The sequence below is a fragment of the Novosphingobium tardum genome (genome assembly GCF_042652045.1).
GTDB lineage: Bacteria > Pseudomonadota > Alphaproteobacteria > Sphingomonadales > Sphingomonadaceae > Novosphingobium > Novosphingobium tardum.
Window position 1 is genome coordinate 113,705 of record NZ_JBHSDR010000006.1, and the last position, 16,978, is coordinate 130,682.

Below are 16,978 nucleotides of genomic sequence, written 5' to 3' on the forward strand. Positions count from 1 at the left end.
GCCACGATTGCAAGGGCCTGTCCCCGCATCGCGCCGATTGGCAGCGAACTTCACTTGGCGTTCATTCGGCCGCTGGCTATAGGGCTGCGCATGATCCTCAGCCCCTCGCCGAACCGGAGCCGTCTGCGGCTTGCATTTCTCGCTTGCGCCAGCGTTGCCGCCGCGCTCACCGCCGGTTGCGCAGGACGGGGCAAGGCGGTCGATACCGCCTATGTCGCCCGCGATGTCGACACGCTCTATTTCGCGGCGAAGGACCGGCTCGACCGCGGCCAGCCGAAGCAGGCGGCCGCGCTGTTCGACGAGGTGGAACGCCAGCACCCCTATTCGCCCTGGGCTCGTCGCGCCCAGCTGATGAGCGCGTTCAGCTATTACATGGCCAAGGACTACAACAAGTCGGTCCAGTCGGCGCAGCGTTTCCTGCAGATCCATCCCGGCAACAAGGACGCGCCTTACGCCTATTACCTGATCGCGCTTTGCTATTACGAGCAGATCAGCGACGTCACGCGCGACCAGAAGATCACCGAACAGGCACTGCGCACGCTGAACGAAGTGGTGCGCCGCTATCCCACCACCAGCTACGCCAGCGACGCGAAGCTCAAGATCGATCTCGTGAACGATCACCTGGCGGGCAAGGAAATGGAGATCGGCCGATATTACGAACGGTCGGGCCGGTGGCTGTCAGCCGCCCTGCGCTTCCGCACCGTGGTCGACAAGTTCCAGCAGACCAGCCACGCGCCCGAAGCGCTGTTCCGCCTCGTCGAGACCTATCTCTCGCTCGGCGTCCCCGCCGAAGCGCAGAAGGCCGCCGCGGTCCTGGGTGCGAACTATCCGGGCAACGAATGGTATCAGCGCGCATACAAGCTGATGAACAAGTACGCGCCCAGTACCAACGCAACCTGAGGATCAGCCTCACTCTCAACCGGAGCGGTTGACATTAAGGTCTGAAACGCGCTGGAACTGCGGCCCATGCTGTCGCAGAAAAGCCGCTACACGATCCGCGCCCTCCAGCACCTGGCCGACGAATATCGGCAAGGGCCAGTGCGGCTCGACGCGATTGCCGCGGCCCAGAACATCCCCCGCAAATTCCTGACCGTTATCCTCAGCGAGATGGTCCGCGAAGGCCTCGTCAGTTCGCGCCGCGGGCGTGACGGCGGTTACGAGCTCGCGCTCGATCCCGTCGATATCCGTTATGGCGACATTATCCGGCTAACGCGGGGAAGCCTTGCGCTCGTCCCCTGCGCCAGCCGTTTCGCGCACGAACACTGCGCCAACTGCCTGCCCGAATCGGAGTGCCGCTTGCGCGGGCTCATGCTCACCCTGCGCGATGCGATGGCGCGGATGCTGGACGAGACGACTCTGGCCGATCCGATCCCGACCGAACCGGGTATCGCCTGAGCGCGCGATAGCTGCGCTTCGTCGCAAGCAAGCTTTGAGTGCCTTGTCTACATAATCAGTAGAGTTAAAAGCGGCGGCGAAGGAGAGACTCATGGCCGCCAACACGCTTTCCGCTTCCGACCGTACCCGCGAAGTTCCCGGTGGCCCGGCGCTTGCCCTAGGCGAGATTGCCGAGGCGCTCTCGCGGCTCAAGTACGGAGCGATCGAACTGGTCGTCCACGACGGCCGGCTGGTTCAGATGCAGGTGACCGAGCGCCGCCGCTTCACCTGATCCATCAGGGGGCTTCTTCCGTAAAATCAGACCCACCGGGCTTCCCTCTTCGCCCGGTCGATGCAGACCGGACCGCCGGATGCATCCAATTCCCTTCTTCCAAAGGATTTGGATATGCATTCGTTCGTTCGCGCGTCCGCGCTTGCCATTGCCGTTGCCACGACCACTGCCGCCGCCCACGCCCAGGGAGCGCCTGCCGGCGCTGCCGCTCCCGCGACCGATCCGCAGGCGACCGCCGCTGCGCAGGATGGCGAGACGATCGTGGTCACGGCCGCTCGCCGCCGCGACGAGGACGTGCAGGACGTGCCTGTCGCTGTCTCCATCGTCGACGAGCGCCAGCTCGACGCCACCGGGAGCATAAACGTGTCCAAGCTGACCCAGCTTCAGCCCAGCCTGCAGTTCTATTCGACCAATCCGCGCAATTCCGCCGCCAACATCCGCGGCCTCGGCGCGCCGTTCGGGCTAACGAACGACGGCATCGAGCAGGGCGTGGGCGTCTATATCGACCAGGTCTACAACAGCCGCATCGCCGCCGCGACGTTCGACTTTCTCGACGTGAAGCAGGTCGAGGTGCTGCGCGGCCCGCAAGGCACGCTCTACGGCAAGAACACCACCGCCGGCGCGATCAACATCACGACCCGTCCGCCCAGCTTCGAGTTCGAGGGCCGGGCGGAGCTGTCGGTCGGCAATCTCGACTACGTCCAGGCCAAGGCCTCGGTTTCCGGCCCGCTGGTCGCCGACAAGCTGGCGCTGCGGCTTGCCGCCTCGCGCACCTCGCGCAAGGGCACAATCTACAACGTCACCACCGACAAGTGGGTGAACGAGCAGGACAACCTCGGGCTGCGCGGGGTGCTGCTGTGGAAGCCGACGGACGACCTTCAGCTTACCCTGACGGGCGACTACAACCGCCAGGATCCGGAGTGCTGCGCCCAGATCTATGTTCGCACGGGGGTGACGCAGCGCCCGCTCAACCGCCAGTTCGCCGCGCTTGCTGCCGCGTTCGACTATGCCCCGCGCAGCACCAACGCCTTCGACCGGCTTACCGACCTCGATACCCCGCTCGATGCCTTCCAGGAGATCGGCGGCGCGTCGCTGCGGGCTGAATGGGACCTCGGCCCCGGCACGTTCACCTCGGTCAGCGCATGGCGGTTCTGGAACTGGGGACCGTCAAACGACCGCGATTTCACCGGCCTGCCGATCACCACGGTTTCGGCCAATCCATCGAAGCAGAACCAGTACAGCCAGGAATTTCGCTACGCCGCGACCGGCGACCGGTTCGATTACGTCGCCGGACTGTTCGCCTATCACCAGGACCAGCATACCACCGGCGCGCAGGAACAGGGCATCGCGGCAAGCCGATGGCTGCTGAATCCCGGCAACGTCGCGCCTGGCTCTGCCGGCTGCGCCACGCCCACCGCGAATGCCTGCAATCCGGCGGTGTTAAACGGCCTTCGCGCCGAGAATGACATCCGGCTCAAGACCACGAGCCTTGCCGCGTTCGGCCAACTCACCTGGCACGTCAGCGACAGGCTGCGCCTCCAGCCGGGCCTGCGGGTCAATTACGACAAGAAGAGCGGCTCGTACGTTTCGGTGGTGACCACCGGCACCGGCAGCACCGTGCTCAACGCCGACCAGCGCGGAGTGCTGGCGCCGCAAAGCTATCGCCCGAAGTTCAGCGACTGGAACATCTCGGGCGATTTTACCGCGAGCTTCGACGTGTCGCGCGACGTCATGGCCTATGCGACCGTGTCGAAGGGCTTCAAGTCCGGCGGCATCAACCTGTCGGGTCTTCCGCTCGACGCGAGCAACAACCCCATCCTCAGCGCCGCGACGGTCAAGCCCGAAAAGGTCGACCACTTCGAATTCGGGCTCAAGACCCAGTTCCTCGACCGCAAGGCGACGCTCAACCTCGCCGGATTCTGGACGAACATCCGCGACTATCAGGCGACGGTGACCAACGGCCAGCTCGGCGTGCTGCGCGGCTACCTCGCCAACGCCGACAAGGTGCGGGTGCGCGGGATCGAGGCGGACCTCAAGGTCCAGCCTAGCAAGCGGCTCAATCTCTATGCCAGCGGCGCATTCACCGATCACGAGTACGTGAAGTTCGTCGATGCGCCATGCCCGCCGGAACTGTCAGGGGGAAGCACCGCCACGGTGGGCCAGACCCCCTCGGCGCCCGGCACACCCGGCGGGTTCAGCCCAGCCAATTGCGACATTTCGGGCCAGTGGCTGCCCGGCGTGTCGCGCTGGGCGGCCTCGTTCGGCGGCGAATACAATGTCCCGGCAAGCATCCTGGGCGCAGATGGAGAGACCTATTTCGGCGTCGACGGAAGCTATCGCTCGAAGTTCTCGTCCAACCCGTCGCGCTCGGCCTATACCGACGTGAACGGCTATGCCCTGGTCAATCTGCGCGCGGGCTTCCGGGTAGAGGACAGGTTCAATCTCTACGGGTGGGTCCGCAACGCCTTCGATAAGAAGTACTACGAGGTCCTGGCCACCCAGTCGGGCAGCACCGGGCTCGTCGTCGGCAGCCCGGGCGACGAGCGGACTTACGGCGCCACCTTCCAGGTGCAGTTCTGATCGCGGGGGAAGGAACCGCCATCTGCGGATGACGGGCGCGGTTCGCTTCGCTAGAACGCGTCGCGAACATGCTTACCCAGCTTTCCATCCGCAATGTCGTCCTGATCGAGGCGCTCGACCTTGCCTTTGACGGCGGGTTGGGCGTCCTCACCGGCGAGACCGGCGCCGGCAAGTCGATCCTGCTGGACGCGCTCGGGCTGGTGCTCGGCAACCGCGCCGACACCGGCCTGGTTCGTGCGGGCGAGGATCTGGCGAGCGTTACCGCCAGCTTCGAGTTCGCGAGCCTTCCCGGCGCCGTGGCGCAGGCGTTGGCAGATGCCGGGGTGGATCACGAACCGGGCGAGCCGCTTTTGCTCAAGCGCCGCCTGCGCGCCGATGGCGGCAGCAAGGGCTTCGTGAACGACCAGCCGGTCAGCGCCGGTCTGTTGCGCGAACTCGCTTCCAGCCTGGTCGAGATCCACGGGCAACACGATGACCGCGGCCTGGTCAACCCGCGTGGCCACCGGCAGTTGCTGGACCGTTTCGCCGGGGCCGACATGGGCCGCGTTGCCGATGCCTGGCGCGCATGGCGCGGTGTGCGCGATGCGCTGGAGGCGGCGCGCGAGGCCGCTTCGCGGTCTGCAGCCGACCAGGAACTGCTGCTCGCCCATCTCGCCGAACTGACCACGCTCGCGCCCGAACGGGGCGAGGAGGAGGCTCTTGCCGGCGCGCGCAGCGACCTGCAGAAGGGCGAGCGGCTTTCCGGTGATCTGGCCGAGCTGCAGCACTTATGGTCGGGTTCGGACAGCGCGCTGGCCGGGCTCCGCACCGCGGCGCGCAAGCTTGACCGGATCGCCGCCGAGCACCCGCTGCTGGGCGAGGCGCTCGAGGCTCTCGACCGGGCGGTGATTGAGGCTGGCGAGGCCGAGGACAAGCTCGCCCGCGCCGCCGAGGCGCTGGTCCATGATCCCGCCGCGCTGGACCGCTACGAAACCCGCTTGTTCGACTTGCGCGCCGCTGCGCGCAAGCATGGCTGCCAAGTCGACGACCTGCCCGACCGGATGCTCGCGATGCGCGCCAGCCTCGACGCCATTGAGGGCGGCGAGGCCCGGATCGCGGAACTGGAGCGCGAGGAGGCGGCGCTGGGCGAAGCGTACCGCGCGCTCGCCGCCGACCTTTCGGCGCAGCGCACCGCAGCGGCCGCCCGGCTCGATGGCGCGGTCGCGGGCGAACTTGCCCCGCTCAAGCTCGATGCCGCGCGGTTCCGCACGTCGGTGACCCCGCTGCCCGAGGAACGCTGGGGCCCGGCGGGCGCCGACGCGGTCGAGTTCCTGATCGCCACCAACCCCGGCGCGCCGTTCGGCCCGCTCGCCAAGATCGCGAGCGGCGGCGAGCTCTCGCGCTTCATCCTCGCGCTCAAGGTCGCGCTGGCGGAACAGGGCGGCGCGGCGACCGTGATCTTCGACGAGATCGACCGCGGCGTCGGCGGCGCTGTCGCCAGCGCGATCGGCGAGCGTCTGGCGCGGCTTGCGGCGAGCGGCCAGCTTCTCGCGGTCACGCACAGTCCGCAGGTCGCCGCGCGCGGGAACACGCACTACGTTATCGCCAAATCGTCCGAAGGCACCGTGACGCGCACCTCCGTCCACCTCCTCGACGCCGGCGGGCGCAAGGAGGAGATTGCGCGGATGCTGTCTGGCGCCGAGATTACCGCCGAGGCCCGGGCCCAGGCCGATCGGCTGCTGGAGGACGTGTGACGAGCGCCGCCGGCCACGTGCTCGACCGGCCGCTCTGGCATGCGCTGTCGGGCCAGCAGCGCGACCTTGCGCATGGCGACGCGCGAGCGTTGCGGGTTGATCCCGCGATCGGGCCGTTCGGCGCCGCGCGCGACCTCGGCGAGGAAGCGCAGCGCGCGCTCGCCGCACTGGCCCGCGGCCTTGGGCCACTTGCGCAAGTGGAGAGGGAGGAAGTGGCGCCCGCGCCCGGAACGACGGTCGTCGCCTCGGCACCGCTCGTCCAGATGGTGTGCGCGGCGCCCAGGATGCACGGCGACCATCCCGCCGTGGAATTGCTCGGCCGCGCCGACATGGCCGAAATGGCGATCCTGGCCGAAGCGACCGAGCCCGGACCGTGGGCGCCCGAAACCATCCGCTACGGCGCGTTCTATGGCATCCGCGAGCGTGGTCGCCTCGTCGCCATGGCGGGCGAACGGATGCGGCCCGGCGGATATGCCGAGGTGAGCGGGGTCTGCACCGATCCTGCCTGGCGCGGGAAGGGATTGGCTGCGGCGCTGATCGGGCGGGTCATGCTGGGCTTTGCCGAACGCGACCAGGTCCCCTTCCTCCACGTCCACCGCGACAACGCCGGGGCCATCGCGCTGTACGAGCGGCTTGGCTTTGCCATTCGCTGCCCGATGACGGTGACCGTGATCGTCTGGAACGGCGGCGCGGCATGAAGGGTGTGATCACCGAGGCCGAGGCCGCCAACGAACTGATGCGGCTCGCGCGCAGTATCGCGCACCACAATCGCCGCTACCACGCCGAGGATGCGCCCGAGATCAGCGATCCCGAGTACGACGCGCTGGTCCGCCGCAATGCCGAGCTGGAGGCGCAGTTCCCGCACCTTGTCCGGCCCGACAGCCCGAGCCGCGCCGTCGGCCACGAGGTTGCCGCATCGCCGCTGGCGAAGGTCCGCCACGAAGTGCGGATGATGAGCCTCGACAACGCCTTCGCCGACGAGGAGGTGGCCGAGTTTCTCGCCCGCGTGCGCCGCTTCCTGAACCTGCCGGTCGAGGCGGAAGTTGTGTGCACTGCCGAGGACAAGATCGACGGCCTGTCCTGCTCCCTGCGCTACGAAGGGGGGCGGCTCGTCCGCGCTGCGACGCGTGGCGACGGGCAGGTGGGCGAGGACGTGACGCCCAATGTCGCGCACATTCCCGACATTCCGCAAATGCTGCGCGGCACGGTGCCCGAGGTGTTCGAGATCCGCGGCGAAGTCTACATGGAAAAACAGGCGTTTGCCGCACTGAACGCGGCACAGGCCGAGCGCGACGAACGGCTGTTCGCGACCCCGCGCAATGCTGCGGCGGGATCGCTGCGCCAGAAGGATGCCAGCGTCACCGCGGCGCGCCCGCTTCGCTTCCTCGCGCATGGCTGGGGCGCGGCGAGCGCGGTGCCCGAGGCCACCCAGTTCGCCATGATGAAGCTGATCGAGGAGTGGGGCGGTCCGGTGTCGCCCGACCTCGTCCGGTGTTCGACGCTGGAGGAGATGCTGCAGCATTACCGCAGCATCGGCACGCGGCGGGCGAGCCTGCCCTATGACATCGACGGGGTCGTCTACAAGGTCGACCGGCTCGATCTCCAGGGACGTCTGGGCTTCGTCGCCAAGGCGCCGCGCTGGGCGCTGGCGCACAAGTTTCCCGCCGAGCAGGCCGAGACGACGCTCGAGGCGATCGACATCCAGGTCGGCCGCACGGGCAAGCTCACTCCGGTGGGCCGGCTCGCGGGGGTGCTCGTCGGAGGGGTAACCGTGTTCAACGTGACCCTGCATAACCGCGACGAGATCGGCCGGCTCGGCCTGCGCGTCGGCGACCGGATCGTGCTCCAGCGCGCTGGCGACGTGATTCCGCAGGTGGTCGACAATCTCACCCGCGACACGCCGCGCGAGCCATACGTCTTTCCCGACCACTGTCCCGACTGCGGCAGCGAGGCGGTGGCCGAGGAAGGCGAGGTCGACGTGCGCTGCACAGGCGGGCTGATCTGCCCGGCGCAGCGGACCCAGCGGCTCCAGCACTTCGTGAGCCGCGCTGCGCTCGATATCGAGGGACTGGGCGAGCGCACCATCGCAGAATTCTTCGCCGAAGGCTGGCTGGAAAGCCCCGCCGACATTTTCCGCCTTAAGGATCGCCGCGGCGAGATCGTCGGACGCGCCGGGTGGCAGGACAAGTCTGTGGATAACCTGTTGGCAGCGATCGAGGCGAGGCGCACGCCCGACGCGGCGCGGCTGCTGTTCGGACTGGGCATCCGCCATGTCGGGGCGGTTACCGCACGCGACCTGATGAAACGCTTCACCACGCTTCCCGCGCTGCGCACCACGGTCGAAGCGGCAGACGCCGGCGATGCCGAGGCCCGCGCCGAGCTTCTGGGGATCGAGGGCGTAGGCCCGGTGGTGGTCGAGGCGCTGGGCGATTTCTTCCACGAGGATCACAACCGCGCGGTGTGGGACGACCTCCTGCGCGAGCTTTCGCCGCCCGACTACATCGTCGAGACGAAGGACAGCGCGGTCGCGGGCAAGACCGTAGTTTTCACCGGCAAGCTCGAGACGATGAGCCGCGACGAGGCCAAGGCGCAGGCGGAGCGGCTCGGCGCCAAGTCGGCGGGATCGGTCAGCGCGAAGACCGACCTGGTGGTGGCAGGCCCGGGGGCCGGATCGAAGCTGAAGCAGGCCGCGGCGCTCGGCATCGAGGTCATCGACGAGGCAGCTTGGGCCGCGATCGTCGCCGACGCGGGTTAGGCGGGCCTAGCGGGCCTGCGGCGTCGGCGTGACCGTGACCGTCACGGTGGGGGTCGGCGTCGGGTACTCGAGGCGCTTTGCGCGCCGCTCGGCAACCTCGCGATGCACGTCTTCGGCGGCACTGTTCACGGCGCGCGCAGCCTCGGTCGCGGTATCCGAAATCGCCGATTCGACCGCCTTGCCGACCACTGCGCCGGCTTCCTTGGCCTTGTCGTGGACCACGACATCGGCATTGGCCCGCGCGTCCTCCTTGGCCGAATCGAGGGTCTTCTGGGCCGAATCCTTGGTCTGCTCGGAGCAGCCGGCAAGGCTCAGCGCACCCAGCGCGATGGCGGCGAAAAGCGGAAATCGGGTCATGGCTTGCGCTCCTTCTCGCGCCCCGCGGGCACGCGTCCAGTCAGGGAACAGCGGAACCCGCAACCGGTTCCGGAGCCGGTGAGGGCGCGGGTTCGTCGATCCACTTCATCACCCCGCCGGCGAACGGAGTCCACCGTCCCATCGGCACGCCCGCGGCCGCCAGCGTCTTGCCGGTCCAGGTGTTGCAGGTGCGCAGCAGGGTATAGTGGCCCCGCGCGTCGTAGAACGCGTCATCGTTGCCATAGCCGGGATACTTGCGCCCGCCTTCGCCGCGCATCGCCAGGATGTGCCTCACGAGGATGCGGTATTGGGCGCGAGTGATCCGCAGCGGGCGCATGTCCTCCCCAGGCGCCGGGCGGACGTAGTGCGCGACGTGAAGCAGCCCGCGCCCGCCGCCCGCCACGATGTTGAGTACGGTCGCGAAGCGAAGGTCCGCCCATGTGGGGGTTTCGAGAAACAGCCGCCGCTCGCCCCAGGCGATGGCGAGATGCGTGTAAGGGCGATCGGGATCGCGAAGGTCGCTTGCCGGGAACACCGGCCGCCAGTCCATGTCGTCGCTGACGAGCGGAACGACGATCCCGGTATGGATCGGGTTGCGCTCGACCATGATCTCGACCGCGTCGGCAGAGGCGGGCGGTAAGGCGCGACGGGCGGCGGGCAGCGACGAGCCGATCCAGCCGGCCAGCGGATAAAGCGCGATGGCCAGCGCCAGCAAGGCAAGCACCCGCTCGGCGCGGCGGATCAGCGGGCGGCGCGTCGCCGGAGCCACAGGATCGACCAGTCGCCGCGTTCCATCCGCGCGGCGAGGCGCAGGCCGCTTGCCCGGCAGGCGCGGCGCACGGCAGGCTCCTGCGTGGTCAACAGCCCCGCCAGCACGAGGTGTCCGCCCGGCACCAGCGCAGCGGCGAAGGCGGGCGCCAGTTCGACTAGCGGCCCGGCGAGGATGTTGGCGATGACGAGGTCGTAAGGACCGCGCGCCGCGATCAGCGGGTGATCGAGCCCGGGCGCGACGACCATCGTCAGCGCGCCCGGCCCGCCGCCCAGCGCGATGCCGTTGGCCTCGGCATTTTCGAGCACCACCGGCGCGCAGACCGCGTCGATGTCGCTCGCCGTGGCCAGCGCGCGTGGCCACAGATCCATCGCGGCGAAGGCCAGCAGCCCGGTGCCGGTGCCGATGTCGGCAAGGTTGCGGACGACCGTGCCGCGCGCCTTCATGGCGGCAAGCATGGCGAGGCATCCGGCGGTGGTCGCGTGCTGGCCGGTGCCGAACGCCCGGCTCGCTGGAATAACGAAGTCGCGCACCCCCGGCTCGTTCACCGGAACGCGGTCGGGCGTGTGGACGTGGAAGCGGCCTTCTCGGATCGGCTCGAGTCCCTGCTGGCTCAACGTCACCCAATCGGCATCGGGGAGGCGCTCGCTCGTCAGCGTCGGCGCTTCGTTGCCGAACAGCGCGGTGATGGCCTTCAGGTCCACCTTGCGCGGCTTGCGCGGTAGCCAGGCTTCGAGTCGCCACTCGTCCGGCCGGTCCTCGGCCAGCTCGCTGCCGCCGATCACGATGTCGCCGTCCCAGTCGGGCACTTCCTCATGCGCGAGGAGCGCCGCGGTGACGATCTCGCGCGGGGCGAGAGCGGTGACCTTCCAACTCTCGCTCATCGTACGAAGCTGGCGCCGTTGGCGTCGATCACCGCGCCTGTCATGCTCGGCGGCGCGTCGAGCGCGCAGAACACTGCGATGGTCGCGATCTCGGCCGGCAGGGCGACGCGTCCCAGCGGGATGTCGGCCAGCAAACCCGGGCCGCCTCTGCTTGAAAGATAGTCGCCAGCCATCGCGGTGTCGGTGAAGCCGGGGCAGATCGCGTAGGCCAGCACGCCCTGGCCGGCATAACCGCGCGCGATGGTCTTGGTCATCGCCACCATCCCCGCCTTGGCGGCGGCATAGTGCCAGTGATCGGGCGAATCCCCGCGATAGGCGGCGCGGCTGGCGACGTTGACGAGGCGGCCGCCGCGCCCGTCTTCCAGCCAGGCCTTGACCGCGAAGCGCGAAAGCTGCGCCGCGGCGGTCAGGTTGATGCGCAATGTGTCCTCCCATCCGTCGAGCCAGGCTATGTCGGAGCCGGCGATGGGGTTGGCCGAGAACAGGCCGGCGTTGTTGACGAGGACATCGATCCGCCGCTCGCCGAATTCCTCGGCGGCGTCGAGCGCGGCGGTCCACAGCGCCTGCGGGGCGCCGGGATCGGCGAGGTCGGCGCCGATCGCTCCGGCGCGCGCGCTGCTGCCGTGGCCGATCACCCGCGCGCCGCGCGCGTCGAGTGCGGTGACGATCGCGGCGCCGATGCCGCGGGTGCTGCCGGTGACGAGAACGACGGGGGCTGGGGCGATGGGTTGCGCGCTGCTCATCATCCAGCCTTAGGCGAGGGGGCGCGGGCGGGGCAATGGCGGTTCGGGCCGGGCAGCGCGGAGCAGCGCGTGAAGAAAACCATCCCCCAGCGGCTTGCACCCGGTCGAATAGCGATTAATAGCCGGGCAGGGCTCACCGCCGCGCGGCGGGAGGGCTCGCCGAGATACGAACCACACGCGCAGGCAAGGGGGCCAAGACATGGCACAGGCAGGACATGGCGCGGCAAGCGGTCGCCCGCTGTCGCCGCATCTCTCGATCTGGCGGTGGGGCCCGGCGATGGCCGTGTCGATCCTCCACCGGGTGTCGGGCAATGCGATGGCGTTCGTCGGGCTGCCGCTGCTGCTGTGGTGGCTGGGCGCGCTGGCGAGCGGCCCCGAGGCCTATGCCAGCTTCACCGGCTGGGTCTGGCACGCGGCCGAGGCAGATGCCGCGCACACCATCGCCAACATCCTCGGCAAGATCGCGCTCGTGGGTCTGAGCTGGGCGTTTTTCGAGCACTTGTGCTCGGGCCTGCGCCACTTCGTGCTCGATCTTGGCGCGGGCTACGAACTTGACACGAACAATGCCTGGTCGTGGGCAGTCCCGGTGATCGCGATCGCGCTCACCGCGCTGTTCTGGGCCACGATCCTGCTGCGCTGAAGGACTGGACGATGGGTAACGGAACCTCGATCGGCCGCGTCCGCGGCCTCGGCTCGTCGAAGCACGGCGCGGGCCACTGGCTGCTCCAGCGCTACACCGCGATCGGCAACGTCGTGCTGGTGGTCTGGCTTGTGGTCAGCCTCGCGCTGATGCCGTCGTACGACTATACCACGATCCAGACCTGGCTCGCGCGGCCGCTGCCTGCCACGGCGATGATTCTGCTGATCGTCAGCACCTTCTGGCACGCGCGCCTGGGAGTCCAGGTGATGGCCGAGGATTACGTCCATACCGATGGCAACAAGTTCGCGGTGATGGCGCTGCTCAACGCGCTGCCGCTGGCCGGCGCCGTGTTCGGCGTCATTTCCGTCCTTCGCATCGCGCTGGGAGGCGCCTGACATGGCCACGACCCCCAGCAACGCGACCTCGGGCTCGGTCCAGCCGGCCTACAAGATCGTCGACCACACCTATGACACCGTCGTCGTCGGTGCGGGCGGATCGGGGCTGCGCGCCACGATGGGCAGCGCCGAAAGCGGCCTCAAGACCGCCTGCATCACCAAGGTTTTCCCCACCCGCAGCCATACCGTCGCGGCGCAGGGCGGGATCGCCGCCAGCTTGGGCAACAACAGCCCGGATCACTGGACCTGGCACATGTTCGATACCGTCAAGGGATCGGACTGGCTCGGCGACCAGGACGCGATCGAATACATGGTCCGCGAGGCGCCGCAGGCGGTTTACGAGCTGGAACATGCCGGTGTGCCGTTCAGCCGCAATCCCGAGGGCACGATCTACCAGCGGCCTTTCGGCGGGCACATGCAGAACATGGGCGAAGGCCCGCCGGTGCAGCGCACCTGCGCCGCGGCCGACCGTACCGGCCATGCGATGCTTCACGCGCTCTACCAGCAGAGCCTGAAGTACGACGCCGACTTCTTCATCGAATACTTCGCGATCGACCTGATCATGGAGAACGGCCAGTGCCGCGGCGTGATCGCCATGTGCATGGACGACGGCTCCATCCACCGCTTCAAGAGCCATGCCGTGGTCCTGGCGACCGGCGGCTACGGCCGCTGCTACTATACCGCGACGAGCGCCCACACCTGCACTGGCGACGGCGGCGGGATGGTGCTGCGCGCGGGCCTGCCGCTGCAGGACATGGAATTCGTCCAGTTCCACCCCACCGGGATCTACGGCGCGGGCGTGCTCATCACCGAGGGCGCGCGGGGCGAGGGCGGATACCTGACCAATTCGGAAGGCGAGCGGTTCATGGAACGCTACGCCCCCTCGGCCAAGGATCTCGCCAGCCGCGACGTGGTCAGCCGTTCGATGGCGCTGGAGATGCGCGAAGGGCGCGGCGTGGGCCCGGAAAAGGACCACATCTTCCTGCACCTCGACCACATCGATCCCAAGGTTCTGGCCGAACGCCTGCCCGGCATCACCGAAAGCGGCAAGATCTTCGCCGGCGTCGACCTGACCCGCCAGCCGCTGCCGGTCACCCCGACAGTGCACTATAACATGGGCGGCATCCCCACGAACTACCACGGCGAGGTGATGACCATCGGCGCCGACGGTAACCCCGAAACCGTGGTGCCGGGCCTGTTTGCGGTGGGCGAGGCGGCCTGCGTTTCGGTCCACGGAGCGAACCGACTCGGCTCGAACTCGCTGATCGACCTCGTCGTGTTCGGCCGTGCGACCGGCCATCGCCTCAAGGAACTGATCAAGCCCGGCAGCGCGCATGCCGCGTTGCCCAAGGACAGCGCCGATCTCGCGCTCACCCGGCTCGACCACTTCCGCAATGCCAAGGGTGGTTCGCCCACCGCGCAAGTGCGGGTCGAGATGCAGAAGAACATGCAGAAGCACTGCGCGGTCTTCCGCAACGACGAACTGCTCGACGAGGGCAAGGCCCAGCTCGCCGCGACCTACAAGCGGATGGAGGACATCCACGTCTCGGACCGCAGCCTGATCTGGAATTCCGACCTGATCGAAACGCTCGAGCTCGACAACCTCATCAGCCAGGCGACCGTGACCATCCACGGCGCGTCGAACCGCAGGGAAAGCCGCGGTGCCCACGCGCACGAGGATTTCCCCGAGCGCGACGATGCCAACTGGATGAAGCACACCGCCGCATGGTTCGATGGTTGGGGCGGCAAGGGCGGCGGGGTCAAGATCGACTACCGCCCGGTCCACGAATACACGCTCACCGACGATGTCGCGTACATCAAGCCCAAGAAGCGGGTGTACTAAGCGCGAGTCACGGCGCGTCTCTGCCCGCCTGGACTTGACAAAGCGAACCAATTAGGTTAATTGCCCGCGCCATCGGAAACGGCAGGTCGCGGGTGGTCATGCGCATGGCCGCACCGGCCATCCGCTCCTCACGCGGGCCTTTCGTCGGAGAGGGCCGCGGCGCGACCGGCGCGGGCGCAGGCACTTCGGGCGACAACCAAGCCCCGGCCAGGTACCCAAGCGCCAGCCGTCGACAAAGGATGCAGCGGCCGCCCCGGTGGCCGCCAGTGGCGCGGCGGATCAGCCGCGGGAGCGGCCAGTTCGTTTGCGAGCCTCGCCCGGTCGCTTGGCCGTTGTCATGACAAGGTCGAGCCGGGCTGGATTGCTGCCTTCCCCGGCCGTTCGCAAGCGTTGCACGATCGCCCCCGCCGGCGCCTTTGGCAGGCGCCGCGCCGGTCGCGCGTTTCCGTGTTTTCACCCGGCAAAACCCGGCCTCGCCAGCGGGCGATGGCGCTCGCCCTCAAGCTTTTCTTCCATTCAGGCTCGTTCATCCGGGCTTCATGTTTACAGTCGTAGTCGACTACACCTGTAAGCGTTGAGGGAGACTGGCTGTGGCCGATGCGGAAGAAGCGCAGGCACCCGAACGGATCAGCGATGCCGAACACGCGGTGATGGAAGCGCTGTGGCAACAGGCCCCGCTGTCCGCCACCGAGGTCGCCGAAGCGGTCGAGGAACGGGGTTGGGGCCTTGCCACGGTCAAGACGTTGCTCTCGCGCCTGGCTGCGAAGCGCGCGGTGACTACCGAGGCCGATGGCCGCAGGTTCCTCTATAGCCCGGCGATCGCCCGCACCGACTATGTCGAGGGCGAATCGCGCCGTCTCGTCGATCGCCTCTTCGGCGGCCGCGCCGCCCCGCTGTTCGCCCATCTCGCCGAGGCCGAAGCGCTCGACGAGGCCGACATCGCCGAGATCGAGGCGCTGCTCGCCACGCTCAAGGACCGGGGAGACCGCGCATGATCGCCTGGATCGTCCAGACCCTGTGGGTAACCGCCGCGATGATCGCGGTCGTTCTTGTCCTGCGCCGCCCGGTCGCCCGACTGTTCGGCCCCGGCTTCGCTTACGCGCTGTGGGCGCTGCCGCTTGTGCGCTTCGTGCTGCCGCCCATCGTCCTGCCCGCGGCGTTCGCGCCGCAGTCTCCTGTGGAGGCCGCGTCCACCGTGACGTCATCGGCCACGATGGTCATCGACGCCACGGGCGGCAGCGCCGCGGCTGAAGCCGCAAGCTACTGGCCCAGCCTGCAGGCGCTGCTGATCATGGTGTGGCTGGGGGGCGCGGCGCTGTTTCTGTGGATGCGCTGGCGTGGCTATCACGCGATGCGCCGCGACCTGCTGGCCGACGCGCGGCTTGTCGACAAGCGCGATGGGGTGCGGATCGTGGAAACGCCGGGCGTCGCCGCGCCGGTCGCCTTCGGCTGGCGTGACAAGGTGGTGGCGCTGCCGCCCGAATTCCTCATCACCGGGCATCTCGTCGACCGCGCGCTGGCGCTCGAGCACGAGCTTGCCCACCATCGCGGGCACGATTTGCTCGCCAATTTCGCCGCGCAGCCGCTGCTCGCGCTGCACTGGTTCAACCCGCTGGCCTGGGCCGCGTGGGAAGCGATGCGCCGCGATCAGGAAGCGGCATGCGATGCCCGCGCGATGCGGGGTCGCGATCTTGCCACCCGTGCCCGCTACGCCCGCGTGATCGCCTCGTTTGCCTGCGCCGGGCGAGGCGCAGCGCCGACCACGCTGGCCGCGCCGATGGCCTGTCCTGTCTTGGGCGACAAATCGATAATCCACCGTTTGAGGAGCCTGACGATGACCGAGATTTCACCCCGTCGCCGCAGGTTGGGCCGGTGGGGCTTCATCGCCGCGGGCGTGCTCGCGCTGCCGCTGACCGCGACGATCAGCTATGCCAGCCAGGACGCGCCGCCCGTGCCGCCCGTGCCGCTCTCCCCGCCCGCAAGCGTGACCGCTCCGCCCGCGCCCGCCGCACCGCGCCGGATCGAGCAAGTTATCATCGAGCATGTCGGAGTCGACCACGCCGGACATGACAAGGACGCCAAATTCTCGCGCGAGATGAAGCACGGCGACAAGACCATCCGGATCGTCACCTCCAGGCCGCTGAGCGATGCCGAGTTTGCCGCCAAGGTCGCCGAGATCGAAGCCAACCCGATCGCTCCGCCGATGCCGCCCGAGCCTCCAATGCCGCCCGCCGTGCCGAGCGACAAGCGCGAGATCCGCCGGATCGTGATGCACGGCGACGGCGCACCCGGCGCGATGGCGCTGGCGATCGACCGCGGGCGCTGCGAGGCATCGACCCTCGCCGACGCGATGGCGGACGCCACGGTCGACGAAGGCGGGAAGACCAGCAAGGACAGGACCCGCGTCCTGATCTGCGGCAAGCCAGGCGAGGGCAAGGCCCAGGCGCTGGCCGCCGTGCGCCGCGCGCGCGAGCGGATGAGCGCCAAGGCCAACCTGCCCGACAGCGTGCGCGCCGAAGTGCTGCGCCAGCTCGACGAAAGCATCGCCCGGCTCGAGAAGGAGGGCTGAACCCCCAATCGTTCGACGAGCGGCAGTTGACAGCGCTGGCGGCG

At 68.5% G+C, this 16,978-nt stretch carries 16 protein-coding genes; 12 read left to right on the forward strand and 4 right to left on the reverse strand.

What is annotated here, in order from left to right:
* The first annotated feature begins 90 nt into the window (after positions 1-90).
* From ACFO0A_RS08545 to ligA, 7 genes are all read left to right on the forward strand, one after another.
* Entirely contained in the window at positions 91-900 is an 810-nt protein-coding gene (locus ACFO0A_RS08545; RefSeq protein WP_379538586.1) for an outer membrane protein assembly factor BamD, read from the forward strand.
* A 66-nt stretch (positions 901-966) separates the two neighbouring features.
* The gene (locus ACFO0A_RS08550) at positions 967-1,395 is read left to right on the forward strand and encodes an RrF2 family transcriptional regulator (RefSeq protein ID WP_379538587.1); all 429 of its coding nucleotides are present in this window, start codon (positions 967-969) and stop codon (positions 1,393-1,395) included.
* Positions 1,396-1,486: 91 nt separating this feature from the next.
* A complete protein-coding gene (locus ACFO0A_RS08555; RefSeq protein ID WP_379538588.1) occupies positions 1,487-1,666 on the forward strand; it encodes a YezD family protein in 180 nt (59 codons plus the stop codon).
* 114 nt (positions 1,667-1,780) lie between these two features.
* The gene (locus ACFO0A_RS08560; protein WP_379538589.1) at positions 1,781-4,246 is read left to right on the forward strand and encodes a TonB-dependent receptor; all 2,466 of its coding nucleotides are present in this window, start codon (positions 1,781-1,783) and stop codon (positions 4,244-4,246) included.
* Positions 4,247-4,314: 68 nt separating this feature from the next.
* Positions 4,315-5,979 carry a DNA repair protein RecN gene (gene recN / locus ACFO0A_RS08565; RefSeq protein ID WP_379538590.1) on the forward strand — a complete coding sequence of 555 codons (1,665 nt, stop codon included), beginning with the start codon at positions 4,315-4,317 and terminating at the stop codon, positions 5,977-5,979.
* Positions 5,976-6,677, forward strand: coding sequence for a GNAT family N-acetyltransferase (locus ACFO0A_RS08570; protein ID WP_379538591.1), 702 nt, complete (start codon positions 5,976-5,978; stop codon positions 6,675-6,677). Before recN ends, ACFO0A_RS08570 begins: the two co-directional genes overlap by 4 nt.
* Positions 6,674-8,734, forward strand: a complete 2,061-nt coding sequence (gene ligA, locus ACFO0A_RS08575; RefSeq protein ID WP_379538592.1) for an NAD-dependent DNA ligase LigA — start codon at positions 6,674-6,676, stop codon at positions 8,732-8,734. Before ACFO0A_RS08570 ends, ligA begins: the two co-directional genes overlap by 4 nt.
* 6 nt (positions 8,735-8,740) lie before the next feature.
* On the opposite strand, the gene ACFO0A_RS08580 is transcribed toward ligA, so the two are convergent.
* The 4 genes from ACFO0A_RS08580 to ACFO0A_RS08595 are packed head-to-tail and all read right to left on the reverse strand — an operon-like array spanning position 8,741 to position 11,487.
* The gene (locus tag ACFO0A_RS08580; RefSeq protein ID WP_379538593.1) at positions 8,741-9,091 is read right to left on the reverse strand and encodes a hypothetical protein; all 351 of its coding nucleotides are present in this window, start codon (positions 9,089-9,091) and stop codon (positions 8,741-8,743) included.
* 40 nt (positions 9,092-9,131) lie between these two features.
* Positions 9,132-9,860, reverse strand: coding sequence for a DUF2459 domain-containing protein (locus ACFO0A_RS08585; RefSeq protein WP_379538594.1), 729 nt, complete (start codon positions 9,858-9,860; stop codon positions 9,132-9,134).
* Positions 9,833-10,744 (reverse strand): 50S ribosomal protein L11 methyltransferase, encoded by a 912-nt coding sequence (locus tag ACFO0A_RS08590; protein ID WP_379538595.1) that lies wholly within the window; start codon positions 10,742-10,744, stop codon positions 9,833-9,835. The genes ACFO0A_RS08585 and ACFO0A_RS08590 overlap by 28 nt, the downstream gene beginning before the upstream one ends.
* Positions 10,741-11,487: an SDR family NAD(P)-dependent oxidoreductase gene (locus ACFO0A_RS08595; protein WP_379538596.1), complete on the reverse strand. Its 747-nt coding sequence runs from the start codon at positions 11,485-11,487 to the stop codon at positions 10,741-10,743. The genes ACFO0A_RS08590 and ACFO0A_RS08595 overlap by 4 nt, the downstream gene beginning before the upstream one ends.
* Positions 11,488-11,686: 199 nt before the next feature.
* Between ACFO0A_RS08595 and sdhC the strand changes: the two genes are divergently transcribed.
* The 5 genes from sdhC to ACFO0A_RS08620 all read left to right on the forward strand — a co-directional run bounded on the left by sdhC (position 11,687) and on the right by ACFO0A_RS08620 (position 16,934).
* Positions 11,687-12,127, forward strand: a complete 441-nt coding sequence (sdhC, locus tag ACFO0A_RS08600) for a succinate dehydrogenase, cytochrome b556 subunit (protein ID WP_379538597.1) — start codon at positions 11,687-11,689, stop codon at positions 12,125-12,127.
* 11 nt (positions 12,128-12,138) lie between these two features.
* Positions 12,139-12,522, forward strand: coding sequence for a succinate dehydrogenase, hydrophobic membrane anchor protein (sdhD, locus tag ACFO0A_RS08605; protein ID WP_379538598.1), 384 nt, complete (start codon positions 12,139-12,141; stop codon positions 12,520-12,522).
* Position 12,523: 1 nt separating this feature from the next.
* On the forward strand, positions 12,524-14,365 hold the full coding sequence (gene sdhA, locus ACFO0A_RS08610) for a succinate dehydrogenase flavoprotein subunit (protein ID WP_379538599.1): 1,842 nt from the start codon (positions 12,524-12,526) through the stop codon (positions 14,363-14,365).
* Positions 14,366-14,955: 590 nt separating this feature from the next.
* Positions 14,956-15,360, forward strand: a complete 405-nt coding sequence (locus tag ACFO0A_RS08615) for a BlaI/MecI/CopY family transcriptional regulator (RefSeq protein WP_379538600.1) — start codon at positions 14,956-14,958, stop codon at positions 15,358-15,360.
* The gene (locus ACFO0A_RS08620; RefSeq protein WP_379538601.1) at positions 15,357-16,934 is read left to right on the forward strand and encodes a M56 family metallopeptidase; all 1,578 of its coding nucleotides are present in this window, start codon (positions 15,357-15,359) and stop codon (positions 16,932-16,934) included. Before ACFO0A_RS08615 ends, ACFO0A_RS08620 begins: the two co-directional genes overlap by 4 nt.
* Positions 16,935-16,978: the final 44 nt, after the last annotated feature.

Excerpts from the sequence above, each read along its gene's own strand:
- ACFO0A_RS08545 (WP_379538586.1), top strand. The coding sequence starts at position 91 with ATGATCCTCAGCCCCTCGCCGAACCGGAGCCGTCTGCGGCTTGCATTT.
- ACFO0A_RS08550 (WP_379538587.1), top strand. The coding sequence starts at position 967 with ATGCTGTCGCAGAAAAGCCGCTACACGATCCGCGCCCTCCAGCACCTG.
- ACFO0A_RS08555 (WP_379538588.1), top strand. The coding sequence starts at position 1,487 with ATGGCCGCCAACACGCTTTCCGCTTCCGACCGTACCCGCGAAGTTCCC.
- ACFO0A_RS08560 (WP_379538589.1), top strand. The coding sequence starts at position 1,781 with ATGCATTCGTTCGTTCGCGCGTCCGCGCTTGCCATTGCCGTTGCCACG.
- recN (WP_379538590.1), top strand. The coding sequence starts at position 4,315 with ATGCTTACCCAGCTTTCCATCCGCAATGTCGTCCTGATCGAGGCGCTC.
- ligA (WP_379538592.1), top strand. The coding sequence starts at position 6,674 with ATGAAGGGTGTGATCACCGAGGCCGAGGCCGCCAACGAACTGATGCGG.
- ACFO0A_RS08580 (WP_379538593.1), bottom strand. The coding sequence starts at position 9,091 with ATGACCCGATTTCCGCTTTTCGCCGCCATCGCGCTGGGTGCGCTGAGC.
- ACFO0A_RS08590 (WP_379538595.1), bottom strand. The coding sequence starts at position 10,744 with ATGAGCGAGAGTTGGAAGGTCACCGCTCTCGCCCCGCGCGAGATCGTC.
- ACFO0A_RS08595 (WP_379538596.1), bottom strand. The coding sequence starts at position 11,487 with ATGAGCAGCGCGCAACCCATCGCCCCAGCCCCCGTCGTTCTCGTCACC.
- sdhC (WP_379538597.1), top strand. The coding sequence starts at position 11,687 with ATGGCACAGGCAGGACATGGCGCGGCAAGCGGTCGCCCGCTGTCGCCG.
- sdhD (WP_379538598.1), top strand. The coding sequence starts at position 12,139 with ATGGGTAACGGAACCTCGATCGGCCGCGTCCGCGGCCTCGGCTCGTCG.
- sdhA (WP_379538599.1), top strand. The coding sequence starts at position 12,524 with ATGGCCACGACCCCCAGCAACGCGACCTCGGGCTCGGTCCAGCCGGCC.
- ACFO0A_RS08620 (WP_379538601.1), top strand. The coding sequence starts at position 15,357 with ATGATCGCCTGGATCGTCCAGACCCTGTGGGTAACCGCCGCGATGATC.